This is a genomic window from Paenibacillus dendritiformis (assembly GCF_015845845.1).
In the GTDB taxonomy this organism is placed as follows: domain Bacteria; phylum Bacillota; class Bacilli; order Paenibacillales; family Paenibacillaceae; genus Paenibacillus_B; species Paenibacillus_B dendritiformis_C.
The window spans coordinates 1-16203 of the sequence record NZ_LDIG01000059.1 but is presented as its reverse complement, the minus strand read 5'-3'; the positions used below and the strand labels follow the sequence as shown (position 1 = coordinate 16203).

Sequence of the window (16203 nt, the reverse complement as noted above, 5' to 3'; positions counted from 1 at the left end):
TACAAACAAGAGTGTCGAAGCACCGACAAACAACTTTTGGGCTCGGTAGTCCAATGACTTATCTCGAGTGGAATTCACATGTAACCATTTTAGGCATTGACAAATGACGTTTTGATTCGGTACGTTATCCATAGGAATCTCCTTTGTTGAGGCGTTTTATGGATAACGCTTAGGGTAACTCAACAATAGGAGATTTCTTTATTTTTGTCCACGAATATAGTTCAATAAGTTACAAATATAGAGAATTATAGGGTGAAAATTTTCGTAAAAAGATTGATGCAACGCTAGTGCTAAAATACATTATTTTCATCCATTTTTGTCTAATATCCATGAGATATCCGGAAATTGATGCCGTTTTGCAGGAAGTCCTCTAACGCAGCACACGTCACAAGAAAAAACTGCATTTTCGCAGTTTTTTGGGCCAGTCGAGCCGGGAGAAGCGGAGATGGGGCTGTCTCGTGGAGATTATAAAGGGACAGCCCCGCTATCTTATTAGGTCAACCGGAGATTACGGGTTGGCCTTTTTTCATCGTTAGGGCATCGGTGCCGCCGGGAGCTCCAGCGCCGGGGCTTGATACCCGCTTCCAGCGCTTGTGCCCGGAACATCCTGCCGTTAAGGCTGCCGCCTTCCCTCCGCCATCGACGCCGGCCGCACCCATAAGGCCGTAACATCGGGAAAGGCGAACGGATCGAATTGAATATCCCGCAGCATACGATCGAAGCGGTGCCGATGCCGCGGATGATACAGAAAGACGAGCAGCATGTTGTCATGAATATAGCGGATAATCTCATCGCCAACCGCTTCCCCCGCAAGAGGAGACGCTTGCTTCATCTGCTCCAGCAGCCCGTCGATGAGTTGGATATGCTCGTCAGCCATCCATTTCCGAAAAGGAAGCACCGGATTCTGAAAGGCTCCCATCATCGACAGAAGCGGATCAAGCGACGAGACGTATCCGGACAAAATCAAGTCCATCCGCTGTTCGTCCGATCGGTGATACAGCTCGTCAAGGGCATATGGATGGAGAACCAGCTTGAGCCCGATCCGTGCGGCCCGGCGCTTCAGCCAGCCCCCCTCCTCCCATGCCGCAGGCAGATCGAGCAGGGAGAGATGAACCTCCTCGCCCGTATAGCCGCTCTGGGCCAGCCAATGCCGCGCCTGCCGCAGGCTCCGTGCGAACGGCTTGCTCTTCCCCGGAACAAAATGCGAAGCCGGGACGAGCCCGGTTCGGCCCAGATCGCGCCACATCGCCTCCACGTCGCACAGCTCCTGAATGGCGTGCCGCAGCGCCCGATCCCGCATCCGCCCGGACTGCCTCGTATTGAACAACAGGAAGCGGAAGCCTTGCTCGACCCGCTCTTCGACGGACGCATGCTCCATCTCCTTGTCTTCATCGCCGCCTCTCATGGCTTCGGGTTGTTCGCCGCTCCCGGCCAGACGGTAGCCGATCTGCCGGGCGGCATCCGGAGGCACATGCCAAAATTGGACGGTATCGATATAAGGCCGCAGCCCGAAATAATCATCGAACGCTTCCAGCACGGCTTTTTGCCGATTGCATTCGGCGAGCATATACGGACCGGTTCCGATGAAATGCCGGGCATGAACCGGGGCGTCCGCCGCGACGATCGTCGTTGGCGCCGCTGCCAGGAAGCGGCCGAACAGCGGGTTCGGGCGCTTCAGACCAATCCGGACGGCAAGCGGGTTCAAGCAGTCCACCGCATCGATATCCTCTGCCAGCCACCGATTGGCGCAGTCCGGGCGCATCAACCGCTCCAGGCTGAACTTCACGTCGCCGCTGGTCAGCGGCCGTCGATGATGGAACCGGACCTGCTTCCGCAGATAGACGGTCCACGTCCGGAAGTCCGCATCCGTCTCCCAGGCGGCGGCCAGATGAGGAAGCAGCCGGTCCCGCGCCGCATCATACCGCAGCAGCGTATCGCCGATGAGCGAGACGAGCATCAGATCGTACGTAATCGAGGCCTGAGCAGGGTCAAGATTGGTTACGGGCAAGGCCGCGATCGCCTGCAGCACATCGGTGATCGGGTCCGGCGCTTGAAGCCCCAGCAGCTCTTGAATGGGCCGCAGGAGGTGACCGTTCCACTGCTTCGGGCAAGGAAGCTGGAGAATATGCATTAACCGCTCCATATTTTTGGCAAGCAGACTGTGCCGGATCGCCTCGTTCAGATCGTCTTGAAAACCGGTCCGGAACCGGATCTCGGAACAATGGCCCCTCCCTCTGCCGGGAGTGTAGGAGCAGATGCCGTCTTCATCCAGTTTTTTTAATTTGCGCTTCGCCTGCTTGCTGCTGCATTTCCATACTTCGGCCAGCTCGTCCAGCCTGAGCCGGATGCGGCGCTCCGACTCGCGCGGGTAGAAATGGGCTCGCATCTCCAAATAATCGGTGTTCATGTTTCACCTCGGTTGCAAAAGGGGACATTTGAATCATGGTTATACCCTTTTTTCCGCTTTTGACAAAGGAGATAATAGAGGGGCAGGTTTGTGCCATTTGTACTTTACGAGGGATGAAAGGAGAGCGGACATGTTTGCAACAGAACGGATCAAGCTCCGCAAAATGACGGAGCAGGACATCAGCGTCTATCATAAGTGGAGAAATATTGGACGAACCCGGCCATGGACGTATATACCGAGGAGGAGACGGCGGGGTTCGTGAGAAATGTCATTCTTGGTTCCCCGGGTTCCAAAACATACATCATCGCGGACGCGGCGGATGACAAGGCGATCGGCGTCACTTCGCTTATCGCCATCGATGAGAAGAACCGAAATGCCGAACTGATTATCGATATCGGCGAGCCGGAGTACTGGGGGAAGGGCTACGGACGCGAGGCGCTCTCGCTGCTTCTGCGCTACGCCTTCCGCGAGCTGAATCTCCATCGCGTGTCGCTGCGGGTGTTCAGCTTCAATGCAAGAGCCATCGCCTTGTACGAGAAGATGGGCTTCCGCCGGGAAGGCGTCTCCCGGGAGGCGTTGTACCGCGATGGAGCGTGGCATCATATTATCCATATGGGCTTGCTGCAATCGGAGTTCACGGACTGAACCGGCGCGCCGGGACCTCAGCATGCGGGAAACAAGCATGTCTTATTGGCAGAGCAGCCTGACGGGAGGGGAGACAACACTCCGCCGTCAGGCTGCTTTTCCATATACGCGCAATACGCGCAAACTCGGATCCGGATCACGCTTGCGAAGATTGGAGCTGCTCGTATTTGGCCACATATTTGAGCACCGTATCGATATAGGTCGCGTGGGACCATGTAAGCGGCGCGACCGACACGGGGCTGCCGTCGTACGGATCGAGCTGTTCCGGCAGCAGACCGCTCGGCAGGCTGTGATCGGCCACCCAGCGCAGCGTGCGGCGCGCCGACGCGAGCTGTTCGAGCGAGGTCGCGATGGCGATGTCATAGCACGCGAACCAGAGCGTGCAGATGATCCACGGGTTGCCGGGCGCCACCTCCATGTCGGAGCAGCGCTGGAAATAGTAGTCGCCCCAGTAGCGGGCGATTCCGCCTGTGGCGCTGCGCACCGACAAGGCCTCCCTCAAGGAGCGCATCGTCGAGGCGACGCGCGGATCGCCCGGCGGCAGCACGCCGAAGGCGTAGATCCCGAAGATGCTGCTCTCGGGCGTCATATCCTGCCGCCACTGGCCGTCGACCCGGTGCAGACCGCGCGCGAACCGGCCGTGTTCCTCGTTCCACAGATGCCGCAGCATTCCGGCCTTGATCTCCTCCGCCCCCCGTGCATAGGCGTCCGAACGCTCGTCATCGCCGAACAGGGCGGCGAAGCGGGCAGCCGCCGTCAACCCCCCGTACACGGCGGCGGAGGTGAAGGTGAAGATGCCGTACCGCTCTTCCCACAGATCATAGCTCGGGCGGGGAAGGCCGAGGCGGTCGTCGCAATATTCGAGCAGGAAGCGCGCCGCCTTGCGGATGAAGGTGCGGTAGAGCGATTGCGGCAATTCGATATCTTCATGGAGCTCATAATCTTGCCAGAGCGCGTGCAGAACGAGCGCCGTCTCATCCTCCTGAATGGGAAGCTGCTCTTGGCCGTCATGCAAATACGGATGCCAGCTGGAGCCGACCGTCCCGTCCGGATTGTATTTATGAAGCAAATAACCATCCTCGGTCAATGCGTCCGCGCAGAAGCGGAAAAAGGGGGCGATCATGCCGTGATAGCCCGCGGCGGACATCGCCTGCGCGACGAGCGCGCCGTCTCTCGGCCACATGTAGCTGTAATGATCCCGGTTGAACTGCATGATGTCCGTGTCATTGGCGGCGATAATCGCGCCGTTCACGTCCGTCTGGCTGCGGACCGCCAGCAGGCTCTGCTTGTAAAGCCGCACCAGATCCGGTTCCAGATCGGCGAACGGCTTGCTCCGCTTATTCGCCCAGCGCTGCCAATAGGTCCGCACCCGATCGATCAGCCTCCCGGGGTGGCTGTCGGCCACATAGCGGTCCAGACGCTTCACCTCTTCGAGCCGGCTGCCGGCGCTGAACCAGTAATAAGCTTTCCGCGTCTCGCCGCCCGGGACGATCAGGCGCAGGCTGAACGTGCTGTCCACCGAGCCTTGCGCGATCGGGTTGCCCATCAGATGACCGTCCTCCGCATCCTTCCACGTTCCCTCGGCCTGATGGAACCGCTTGATCCCGGTCGTATACTCGTAGATTCCGGCCGTCGTTCCCTCCGCTTGGGCGGAGAAGCCGTTGAACATGAAGTAGCTGTCCTTTTTGTAGTGGAACAGGGTCCGGTTATCCGGGTAGAAGGCGGCGGTATCTCCCACCTCGGTCTCGTTAATGGCCAGATCCTGATGGAAAAATATCCGAATCTCCCGCGCCTTATCCGACTCGTTCCGCAGTTGAATGAGCCGCAGAAAGATGTTTTCCCGCTGGTGGACGGCGTCGTTGATCCGCAGCGTCAAGCCGAGGCCGTCATGGCAGGCCTCCACCTCGGTAACGAGGGAGTCTTCGGCATAGGCCGGCCTGATGCGCCAGGCGTCATCCTCCAGCCAACTGAACCGGCCGTCCGACCACAGGCCGGTGCGGCAGCGGTAGCCGCCGACATGATTGACCTGCCCGACATACGGATAATAGATATCCCGGATATTGCATCGATCGTCCAGGTTGACAAGGAACTTGCCGTTCCCTACGACAAGCGGTCTCGGCATCGTATCACTTCCTTATGAGAAGCTGCGTCTTCGCCAGCCGGTTCGCATACTGCCGGGCCAGGCGGCGCGCGGTATCCATGCAGTCCGCCTGGGCGACGATCTGGAAGCGGGGCTCCTCGGCGTCAGGCAAAATCAGAACCCACCCGTCCTCGGCCTGAAGCCGGATGCCGTCGAGCAATTCGGCCCGGTGCTTCCCCTTCTGCACCCATTCGGTCATGCCTCGCAGCAGCGGTCCGGTCTCCTCCCGGCGGCACAGAATCTCTTCCTTCGCCATGCACAGCGACGGGAGCTGCTCCTGCAGCTCGCAGAGCGTTCTTCCTTCGGCGGCGGCGCATTGGATGAGCAGGCCGGCCGCATACAGCGGATGCGCCCCCGGGTGAAGGGGCAGGCCGGAGGTGGCTTCCATCTGCGCGTGGAGATCCTCCTTCGTGCGCACGATCCGCAGCAGGCTTCCTTCCGCCGCGGATTCGACGGCGGCGGGCGCGCTGACCGGCATGCCCAGGGAAGCACGGACGCCGCGCCGCGCCAGTGCCCGCACCATCAGCGGAAGCAGCGCTTCCGGCTCATGCAGGCCGCCGTCCGGCGTCATGACCTGCAGCCGATCGTCCGCGTCCCAGGCGATGCCGAAATCGGCTCCCAGTCGGCGGACCCGCTCGAGCACAACGGCAGGGCTGGACGTCTCCGCCCGGATATGGATCCGGGTCCCGCCGAGCATGACGGCCCAGGCCTCGATTTCGGGCGCGTGGGCGGCAGGGGCGTGCAGGACGAAGGCGTAGTTCGCCGCGGCAATCGACTCCAGATCGAGCTCGCGCTGCAGCGCCGCGATATAATCCGCCCGGGCGTGGGCATACGATTCGAGTCTGCCCAGCCGATCGACCGCGCCTCGCGCATAATCCTCCTGGAAGTAGGCCTGCTCTATTTTGCGCGCGGCGGCGCTGGAGAGGGGCCGCCCCTCGGCATCCATCCAGCAGAGGACGCCCCGCTCGGGACCTCCCCCTGCGGGCGGCGGGCGCAGCCCGATATGCACCGCGCCGGCTGCGCCGAGCTTCCGGACCGCGTACCGGGCGCAGGCCGCCGACACTTCGCCGATGTCGGTGACATGGACGCCGGCGGAGCGGAGGCCGGCCGCGAACGCGGTCTGGAGCAGCGCATCGAAGTCATGCGGGCCGCGGGCCAGCACGACGGACGCTCCCGCCGGCAGCACCGAGCCGTAGGCGGCAGCCAGTTCTCCCGCGAAGGCGGGCGTCAGATCGGCGTTCGGCGCGCCGCAGACGCGGCTCCCGCGGAAGAGGGAGGCCGGCGCGTCCTCGCTCCAGATCAGCGAGGCGTTGACGGTGCGCAGGCGGTCGACGCGCTTGCCCGGCCACAGCTTGACCTCCGGCCGGATGATCGACTTGTCGCCGAGCGCGCACCCGCTCCCGATGACCGCGCCTTCCTGGATGCGGACATCCTGCCCGACCTGCGTCCGATCCATCAGCAGCGCTTCCTGCAGCTCGGCGCGGCTGCCGATGCTGCAGCCGTTCCACACGATGCTGCGCTCCAGGGCGGTGTTCGGGTAGACGACATTGCCCGAACCGAGAATCGTATACGGGCCGATGGAGCAGGAAGGGTGAAGGGTGCAGCCCGCGCCGATGTAGGACGGGCCGATGAGCCGGATGCGCGACGGCAGCCGCACGCCCTGCTCGACGAACAGCCCCGGCATCGGTTCGGCCGCCTGAATGCGGACGGCGACTTTGCGATCGAGCATGTCGTACTGTGTCTGGCGGTACTGCTGGAGCGTCCCGATGTCGGACCAGTAGCCTTCCGCCGCGTAGCCGTAGAGCGGCTGCCCTTCCTCCAGCAGGCGCGGGAAGAGCTGGAGACTGAAGTCGTAGCTGACGCCGTCCGGGATTCGATCCAGCAGTTCCGGCTCCAAAATATAAATGCCCGTATTGACCGTATCGCTGAATACTTCGCTCCAGCCCGGCTTCTCCAGGAAGCGGGTCACCCGCCCGTCCTCGTCGGTCATGACGACCCCGTATTCGAGCGGAGAGGCGACGCGCGCCAGCACCATCGTGGCGAGCGCCCGTTTCTGCCGATGGAACGCGATCGCGTCGCGCAGATCGAAGTCGGTCAGCGCGTCTCCGCTGATGACCAGGAACGTCTCGTCGAGGAAGGAAGCGGCATGCTTGACGCTGCCCGCGGTCCCGAGCGGACTCTCCTCCTCGAAGTAGCGGAGGTTCACGCCGAAGTCAGCCCCGTCGCCGAAATAATTGCGAATGACCTCGGGAAGATACTGCACCGTCACGCCGATCTCGTAAATATCGCAGCGCCGCAGCAGATCCAGCGCATATTCCATGCAGGGCCGGTTCAACAGCGGAACCATCGGTTTCGGGGTATGCAGCGTGAGCGGGCGCAGCCGGGTACCTTTGCCTCCGGCCATAATTACGGCTTTCATCAGGGACTCACTCCTTCGTATACTTCTCTCGTCGATGCGGCGATTGCGCGCCAGTCGTAATGCCGGCGCACGGTTCGGACGGCTTCCGCGGCCATGCGGGAGGCCCGTTCCGGGTGAAGCAGCAGATCGGTGACATGCCAGGCCAGCGATTCGACATGTCCGGGCAGCGCCTTGTAGCCGTCGACCCCGTGGCGGATGATCTCGGCGAGCCCGCCGGTGTCGGAGACGACGATCGGGGTGCCGAAGCGCATCGCTTCCAGGGCGACGATGCCGAACGGTTCGTACAGGCTGGGGAAAACGCAGACACGGGCTGCCCGTATGTACGCGTCGCGCGTCTCATCGTCCACGAAGCCGAGCAGCCGGACCTCCCCCGCGAGCCCGCGTGCCTCGATCCGGGCGGCCAGATCCTGCTTCATCGGACCCGTTCCCGCGATGAGGAGCTTCGCCCCGGGCACGGCTTGCCGAATCTGCGGCATCGCATCGATCAGGATGTGAACGCCTTTCTCGTAGACGAGCCGGCCGACATAGAACAGCATCGGCCCGTAGGCTTCCGCTTCATCCGCCGGAGGGAACGCCGTCCGCTCCATCTGCATGGCCGGGGCTTCAGGCGCTTCACTGTCCTCCTCTGCCATGGCGACGCCGTTCGGAATCATCGAGATGCGGCTGCGCGGCAGAGCGAAGATCCGCTGCACCTCGTCCTGCATCGCCGAGCTGCAGACGATGACATGATCGGATTCCGCCGCCAGCCGCTGCTCCATGCCGTGAATCCGCCGCTGCAGCCCGTTCTCGATCCGCCCGTGATTGCGCCCGTATTCCGTCGCGTGGATCGTACTGATGAGCGGCCAGCCGTAGGTCTCCTTCAGATCGTGAGCCGCCGGATAGACGAGCCAGTCATGCGCATGCATGTAATCGAAGCGCAAGCCATCCCGCACGAGCGCATCCGCGCCGTCGCTCAGGGCGGCGTTCATCTGGAAAACCCAATCCATGAACGCGGGAGGGGTTAGCGGAGCCAGCATTGCCACGCGGTGGACATGGACGCCGTCCATCCGTTCGTACGCCGGAGATCCGGGGATATCGCGGGTCAGGACGTGCACCTCGCAATCCTCACGCGCCAGATGCCGCGACAGGTCATAGACAGCGCGCGACAGCCCGCCGACGACGAGCGGCGGGAACTCCCAGGCGAGCATCAGCACCCGCACGGCCGGAGCCGGGGCGTCCGCCCGGACGAAGCGCTGCGCAGCGGCGCTCCCCCCTTCATCGTTTGCCTCCCCGCCGAGCAGCGTCCGGTAATGGAGTGCGGGAAAGCACGGATAGTCCGCTTCCCATTGCCGAAGCAGCTCCGCTTCCTCCTGTCCCGCCATGATGGCGTCCAGCAGAGTCCGGCAGCGGCGCAGATGCTCCCGTGTCCGCCCTGCCGCATATTCCGCCACAGTGCCGGCATCGATTATAAATGCCCAGTCGCTGCTTGCGGCAAGCATCCATTCCTTAAGCGCCCGGTTCATCATGCCGTCGAGCACCGGACGCGGATCGGCCTGCTTGCGGAGCCGATCCGCTGCCTGCAGCAACCGGTCTTCCGCTTCATGCAGCAGCGGATAGATCCAATCGTTGCGCTCCTGCAGCCATACTTCGCCGTATCCTCCGCGGCCCCAGCTTCCGAATGGAAGCTCGGCCTCGGGCGACGGCGGCAGCTCCGCTTCGGCGAGCGCTTCCCCCAGCGTGACGAAGGCGAGGCCGCTCGCCTGTCTCGACTGCCGGTCATGCAGCTCCCGGAACAGGGCATCGAGCCAGAGCGGCCCTTCGTACCACCAATGGCCGAACAGCTCCGCATCGTAGGGGCAGACCGCGACGGGGAGACGGTCCATGACGGCTCCGGCTTCCCGGAGCTGCCGCTCCCGGCAGTCGAGGAAATGGCGCGCATGCTCCTGCGCCTTGGCCAGCGCCCGCTCCGGACAATAGGGAGCCTTGGCCGCCTGCGCTCCGGTAATCCGGTAATATTTGAGCCCGGTATTGAGCCGGCTGCCGTCCTCCAGCAGATAGGGGCGGATATAGTTCCATTCCGCTTCATCATGCCAGCCGAGGTCGAAGCCGATATCCCGGTAATATTCCCGGTAGTCGGGATTGCCGGGATAGCCCTCGCGGCTGCTCCACACTTGCCGGGACGACTCGGGATCCCCGGCGAAGGCCGCGATGCCCCCCGTCGTCATGACAGGCGCGTACGGCAGGGCGGGCGGAGCCGGGTTCGCCTTCGCCCAGGTATCGTACGCGACGGCGACGTAGCGGATGCCGCAGGCCTGGAGCTGCGGCGCGAGGGCAGGCGAATAGGCGCATTCGGGCAGCCACAGCCCCGCGGGCCGCCGTCCGAGATGGCGCTCCGCTTCCTGCAGCCCGGCCTCCAATTGGGCGCGAACGAGCTTCTCCCGCTTCACGTAAGGCAGGAAGGCGTGGGTCGCGGCGCTGGTGATGCACTCCAGATAGCCTTGCTCCATATAATGGCGGAAGCCGTCGATGAGACGTCCTCCCCAATCCCGGTACAGCGCTTGGTACCGCCGCCAGCGCTCCAGATACATGGCGGCGGCTTGCCGCAGCGTATCCTCTGCCGCCAGCCGCTCCATTTCGGAGGAAGCGAGGCGGATGGACTGAGCCAGATGCGCTTGGAACCGTTCGTGAAGCCGGCGGTCATCCATCATGGCAAGCAGAGTGGGGGACAGCGAGATCGTGAGCCGGAACGGGACGCCGTCCCGATCAAGCTGCCGGAACCGATCCAGCAGCGGAAGATACGTCTCCATCACGGCTTCGAAGTACCACCGCTCCTCCAGCGTGCCGCTCCGTTCCGGATGGCGCACATAGGGCAGATGGGCATGGAGAAGAAGAGCGATCTGCCCCGTCTTAGCGGGGTAGGTACCCTTGCAATGCGGAACAGTTGTGTTCATGCTTGGACTCCTTCATGCTTGGAATATAGCGTATATACGGAAAATTGCTCGAACAGAGAGCCGTCGCCGGCCTTGGGCGCCATGAGTCCGGATGATGCGGAATGGAGCCGGGCCGAACGGGCATAGGCATGCGCGGACATTGGGATGCATAGAATGGAGGAACGGACAAGCGGCACGAATCGGGAGTCGTCATCCAGAATGCCGAAATCCGCCGCATGGGCTCCTCCGGGCAGCACGGGACGAAGATATGCCGAAGCCGCTTCATCCCTTTGGATTCTGGAATCGCGGCAATCGTGATAAGGAAGCGGCGCATCCCCGTTCCCGAACTGCAGCCGTTCAGGAACTGGCGCGGCGTATAGGCGGATGTTCTTCATCATCTCGCTCCAGGGGCGCCCGTAATGCCGTTCCGCGGCAGCCCGTCTGCGCGGGGAGATATGCCAGTACGCAAACAGGGTGTCCGGGTTCTTCACCATCAGATGAATGGCGGACGGGCGTTCGCGGATCGAATGGAAAAGGTCATTGCGGATAGAAATAAGATGGCCCTCCTTTCGGTTATATCGGGGTGCAAACGGACTACACCCTAATACTATCCGACTGCAAACCAGAATATTCCAAATTAAAAAGAGCATAAACAAGTGTTTCATTCCCGCGGCGAAAAGGTATACATACATGAAGGGCCCTATTTTGATCTGCTGCCCCTTTCGACAGATACGGCTCTTTGAACGCTTGATTCCGTGCGCGAGCGAACCGTCAACTGGACAACATCATCATAGCGATTCTCAGAATGGAGCAGCCGCTCATACCAATGCGGGGAGACGGAGCCGTAAGCATCCGTCCGCCCGGTTGCGTAATGAATATAGAGATGACCGTTTGCTTCGTCATACTGGACATAGTCAATCTGCTTCGAACCAATGAACAGCATGTTAGGCTTCATCAGCGAACCTCCCCTTGAAGAACGTTAGTGTCACATCTATATGCCGGCAGAGCGGATGATTAGACGTGACAGGCGTGAGGAGCGGACGTGGGACGTTAGGAGGAACTTCACTGTAGTTGAAGGAATTAACGGCTTCCTTATCGAATAAGCTAACAAGACGACGGAGAGATGAGCTTATGCAGAAGCCTTGCATTGATGCCGAGGAGGGAGAACATGAGTTTTTGTTGTGGAGCAAGCATGATCGGAACGAAGGGCACGCTTCAGCATTACCGCACTCGCATACAAAATGTTCCCCTGTTGCTGTGTCCGGTGTGCCACCGTATTGAGGTGCATTTTCTCGTGGAAAATGAGTACGAAATTTTGGCGGAGTACGCACAAAGCGATGGGGTGGAGGAGGTGAATTTCAAGGATTACGTCACTACGGACGACAGTCAACTGTTCGAGAACTGCATTAATCACGAGAATGACGATCCGCTCGAACTGGTCCGCAACCAAATCGACAATGCGCTCGATTTGCTGGCATTGGCCAAGCAGTGGAAGGATGCGCAATGGGAATCGCAGCTGAAGCGGCGACTTGCTCTCATGAGCCGTCGCAGGGCGCAGCTCATGAAGCAGTAGAACGGGATGGGAGCCAGCCTAATGGATGAGATCGATATAGAGGAAGGCGACACGCGGTCGTTCGGGACCGTCGCAGGAACAACTGCGATGACGGGGCATCGATACCTGGCCGGGTCGCCTTTTTTAGTATGGGGCCGCGGACACGCATCCTTTAAGTTACTTTTATGGGATACGAGTTTTTTAGTACATTTTCGACATTATCTAGGGTTGACGTTTTTGCCAAAAGTTTACTATGATGGAACTGTTGGAATTGAACTTGCCGAACGGAACAGGTTGCCGTAAATGAGGTGAGTCCCGCATGAATTCGATAAGCGCACAGGAAGAGTGTAAACGGTCGGAATGGAAGCTTCGATATGTCAAAGGACTCAGGCGTTATATGCTGTACGGCGGGGGAATAAGGGAGTTGAACCTTGCACGCGAGACTGCCCGTGCCGCTCCGCTGAATCCGGAGATTGTATGGAGCTTTCACGAGGAAGCTATGTTTACCGTGCTGTCCCATGTTGAGACGGATGAGGCTACGAAAATGATGCATCGTTCGTTTCTGTATTTCATGGAATGGATTACGGCTAATAAGGCAGAACAGGGAAGCAAGGAGGGGATCACATTGGTACTAGACCCGATTCGCGAACCTTGGTTTCGGTCCGCACAGGCATTGTACTCCACCCAGATGGCGCGCAATAAATATGAAAGTGTGCTTCAGCAAATGGATAGCGGCATTGTATTGTTCGATAGCAGCGGCGTTCTTTCGTTTATCAATGTGGAGGCCGCCAAGCTGCTCGACATTCCCCGCAAGGCGCTCATCGGCTGCAGTCTGCGGGAATTACTGTTCCATCCTTCGCTCAAAAAGGACAAGCGTAAAAAAATATTGCGATTGTACAAAGATACCATTTTGACGCGTAAGCGCTATCATGAATTCTCTGACCGGAATGACAGGCATTACTTGATTACCGTTACTTACGGGGATCAGATGGACGGCGATTTTTTATTCAGCATCAAGGATGTATCGGATTTCAAGCGGATAGAGCAGACGGCGTACCAGAACGACAAGCTGGCGATACTGGGCAAGATTGCGGCGGCCATCGCCCACGAGATACGGAACCCGCTCACGTCGATTCGAGGATTCATCCAACTGCTGCGCCCGCATCTGATGCATCTGGGCAAGGAAGAGTATGCACGAATCATTCTCGCGGAGATCGACCGCGCGAATGACATCATATTTGAATTTCTGAATTCATCCAAACCATCCGCCCCAATGACCTCAGAAGTTCCCATCTCCTCCCTGCTCCGCGAAGTCGTACTCCTTACCGAAAGCGAAGCGTTGATGAAAGGCTGCGAAATCGAGCTGGAAGAGGATCCGCACGGCGATACGCATTACGTCTCGATTGACGTGAAGCAGATTAAGCAGGTCATTTTGAATATTATCCGCAATGCGATTGAAGCGATCGGCCACGTGCAGGAAGTGCGGCAGGGCCGGATTCGCATCACATCGGAAAAGGAAGGCAGGTATGTCGCCATCCGGATACGGGATAACGGAATCGGAATGGAGCAGAAGACGCTGGAGCATTTATTCGACCCCTTCTTTACGACGAAGGCGGAGGGCACCGGCTTGGGATTGTCGGTCAGTTACCGCATTATTAAAAATCATGGAGGGATCATTGACGTAGACAGCAAGGCGGAAGAATGGACGGAATTCGTCATCAAGCTTCCTTTGGTCACACCGTAATCACCCGAATCGGATCTCCGGCGGCACCGGTCAGTTGCTGGCAGAAAAAGTCGCCATGGCCATGCCCGAATCATCGAAGATATGATACTATTAAGACTATGGGCACTTCATTATAAGTTAAAGGGATGATACATACGTGAACTTATCGAATGTAGCTTGGCTGGACAAGGTAACCATTCAGACGGCAGCGAAGGCTGCAACCGACATTGAAGCGGACGGCATCGTCGTCATCGGATCCCGCTCCGAGCTGGAGCAAGCTTCCGGGTTCCCGGGAGCGGAGGCTTGCCAGGCCGCGGTGAAGGCCGGGCTGTTCGAGGCTGGCTGCTGCAAGACGTATGTCGCGGCGACAGGCCAGGAGAAGGCTCCCGTCCTGATTGCGGTCGGCCGCAAGGATGAGGCGCTTACGACGAAGCAGGTGCGTCTGATGCTGGCGGAAGCTGCGCGCGAAGCGGTCAAGCTGAAGCTGTCCCGCATCGCGGTTATCGTGCCTGACGAGCTGAAGAAGGCAGCCGGCGAAGAGGCGGCCGCGATGGCGCATGTCATGGTGGAAGGCTTTTTGCTCGGAGCGTACCAGCGCGTGACGTACAAGAAAGACGCGAAGCCAATTCATTGCGTTGAAGCACTGACGTTGGCCGGAGAAGGACTTGATGCGAAGGCATGGAACGAAGGCGCCGTTCGCGGACAAGCCTATGCTTACGGAACGACCTTCGCGCGCGATCTGACGAATCTGCCCGGCAATGTGCTGTACCCAAGCCGCCTTGCGGAGACGGCGATGGAGCTGGCGAAGCAGTTCGGCTTCGAGGCGCATGTGCTGGACGAGAAGGAGATCGAGGCGAAGGGCATGGGCGGCCTGCTGGGCGTCGGCAAAGGCTCGTCCAACCCGCCGCGCATGATCGCCTTGAAATACCAGGGCAAGCCGGAATGGACGGATGTGTGCGGTCTCGTCGGCAAGGGGATTACCTTCGATACCGGCGGCATCTCGCTGAAGCGCTCCGCCAATATGGACGAGATGATCTGCGACATGGGCGGATCCGCGGCCGTGTTGGGCGCGATGGCGGCTATCGGCCGTCTGAAGCCGCAGGTGAACGTGGTCTGCGTCGTCGCATCGGCCGAAAATATGCCGGCAGGCAACGCGCTGAAGCCGGGAGATGTCCTCACTTCCTACAGCGGACGCACGATTGAAGTGTTGAACACGGATGCGGAAGGCCGCCTCGTGCTGGCGGACGGCATGACGTACGCCAAGGAACTGGGCGCGAGCAAGCTTATCGATGCGGCAACCTTGACGGGGGCCGTAGGCGTGGCGCTCGGCAGCATCTCTACGGGTGTCGTCACGAACGACGATGCCTTCTTCGCCCGCTTCCGGGAAGCGGCGGAGCGCACGAACGAATATGTGTGGCAGCTTCCGTCCCACCAGGAATACTGGGATATGCTGAAAAGCGACGTAGCCGACGTGCGCAACGCCATTCCGGGCGGCGCAGGCACGATTACAGGCGGACTGTTCGTCGGCACGTTCGCGGACGGCCTGCCATGGATTCACCTCGATATTGCGGGCACAGCCTTCCTGAGCAGCGGCCGCGGGGTCGATCCGAAGGGCGCTACCGGGGTCATGGTCCGCACCATTACCGAATACGTACTGTCGGAGGCGTAAAGATCTGCCTTTCGACCTGACGGAATAGAATAGCCGGGGCCGGCGTAGAGTCGGGCCTCGGCTATTTTTTGTGCTTTGTTCGGGTTGCTGCAGGGTGAAGGCGGGGCGACTCTTGGCTGTTCGCAGGTCCGGATCGAGTGGGGGCCTGTTCCCTCTGCGAATGCGGTCTGGGTATGAGGCGACTAGTTGGTCTCGGGGCGGATGCGGTACGATTGCGTGGCGACTGGTTGTTCTTGTGGCGGGTGTGGTGCGGGTGGGGGTGATGAGTTGTTCTTGTGGCGGATGCGGTACAGGTAAGTGGTGACTAGCTGGTCTTGTGGCGGGTGTGGTGCGGGTGGGGGTGATGAGTTGTTCTCTACGCGGATGGGCAAGTTGATGCAAGGATTTCGCCTTATGGTGCGCCGTCGTTGCTAGGAATGCTGCAAAAATACAGCATTTTCCCGGGTTTTTACACTAGCGTTGCATCAATCTTTTTACGAAAATTTTCACCCTATAATTCTCTATATTTGTAACTTATTGAACTATATTCGTGGACAAAAATAAAGAAATCTCCTATTGTTGAGTTACCCTCAGCGTATCCATAAAACGCTCAACAAAGGAGATTTCTATGGATAACGTACCGAATCAAAACGTCATTTGTCAATGCCTAAAGTGGTTACATGTGAATTCCACTCGAGATAAGTCATTGGACTACCGAGCCCAAAAGTTGTTTGTCGGTGCTTCGACACTCTTGTTTGTA

Annotated in this window: 10 protein-coding genes and 1 pseudogene; 5 read left to right on the top strand and 6 right to left on the bottom strand. The window is 59.7% G+C overall.

All coding sequences use genetic code 11. The annotated features are described in order from the left end of the window. Window positions 1–613 precede the first annotated feature (613 nt). Window positions 614–2407, bottom strand: a complete 1794-nt coding sequence (locus tag ABD76_RS02495; protein WP_197254011.1) for an ABC transporter substrate-binding protein — start codon at window positions 2405–2407, stop codon at window positions 614–616. 130 nt (window positions 2408–2537) lie between these two features. Between ABD76_RS02495 and ABD76_RS02490 the strand changes: the two are divergent. After that, window positions 2538–3052, top strand: a pseudogene (locus ABD76_RS02490) (GNAT family N-acetyltransferase). A 136-nt stretch (window positions 3053–3188) separates the two neighbouring features. Here ABD76_RS02490 and ABD76_RS02485 read toward each other — a convergent pair. Genes ABD76_RS02485 through ABD76_RS02465 form a run of 5 tightly spaced genes read right to left on the bottom strand, consistent with a single transcriptional unit; the run spans window position 3189 to window position 11475 of the window. Then, entirely contained in the window at window positions 3189–5174 is a 1986-nt protein-coding gene (locus tag ABD76_RS02485; protein WP_197254009.1) for a glycoside hydrolase family 15 protein, read from the bottom strand. 4 nt (window positions 5175–5178) lie between these two features. Continuing rightward, window positions 5179–7611, bottom strand: coding sequence for a sugar phosphate nucleotidyltransferase (locus ABD76_RS02480; protein WP_197254007.1), 2433 nt, complete (start codon window positions 7609–7611; stop codon window positions 5179–5181). Then, window positions 7611–10541 (bottom strand): 1,4-alpha-glucan branching protein domain-containing protein, encoded by a 2931-nt coding sequence (locus tag ABD76_RS02475; protein WP_197254005.1) that lies wholly within the window; start codon window positions 10539–10541, stop codon window positions 7611–7613. Before ABD76_RS02475 ends, ABD76_RS02480 begins: the two co-directional genes overlap by 1 nt. Continuing rightward, window positions 10538–11170, bottom strand: a complete 633-nt coding sequence (locus ABD76_RS02470) for a DUF4912 domain-containing protein (protein ID WP_338125008.1) — start codon at window positions 11168–11170, stop codon at window positions 10538–10540. The genes ABD76_RS02475 and ABD76_RS02470 overlap by 4 nt, the downstream gene beginning before the upstream one ends. Before the next feature lie 50 nt (window positions 11171–11220). After that, the gene (locus ABD76_RS02465) at window positions 11221–11475 is read right to left on the bottom strand and encodes a KTSC domain-containing protein (protein WP_197254003.1); all 255 of its coding nucleotides are present in this window, start codon (window positions 11473–11475) and stop codon (window positions 11221–11223) included. Between the two features lie 213 nt (window positions 11476–11688). On the opposite strand from ABD76_RS02465, the gene ABD76_RS02460 reads away from it, so the two are divergent. The 4 genes from ABD76_RS02460 (at window position 11689) to ABD76_RS02445 (ending at window position 15464) form a co-directional block, all read left to right on the top strand. Next, on the top strand, window positions 11689–12093 hold the full coding sequence (locus tag ABD76_RS02460; RefSeq protein WP_197254002.1) for a hypothetical protein: 405 nt from the start codon (window positions 11689–11691) through the stop codon (window positions 12091–12093). A 21-nt stretch (window positions 12094–12114) separates the two neighbouring features. Further along, on the top strand, window positions 12115–12375 hold the full coding sequence (locus ABD76_RS02455) for a hypothetical protein (protein ID WP_197254001.1): 261 nt from the start codon (window positions 12115–12117) through the stop codon (window positions 12373–12375). A gap of 268 nt (window positions 12376–12643) precedes the next feature. Continuing rightward, entirely contained in the window at window positions 12644–13816 is a 1173-nt protein-coding gene (locus ABD76_RS02450) for an ATP-binding protein (protein ID WP_420901910.1), read from the top strand. 136 nt (window positions 13817–13952) lie between these two features. After that, a complete protein-coding gene (locus ABD76_RS02445) occupies window positions 13953–15464 on the top strand; it encodes a leucyl aminopeptidase (RefSeq protein WP_197254000.1) in 1512 nt (503 codons plus the stop codon). Window positions 15465–16203 lie beyond the last annotated feature (739 nt).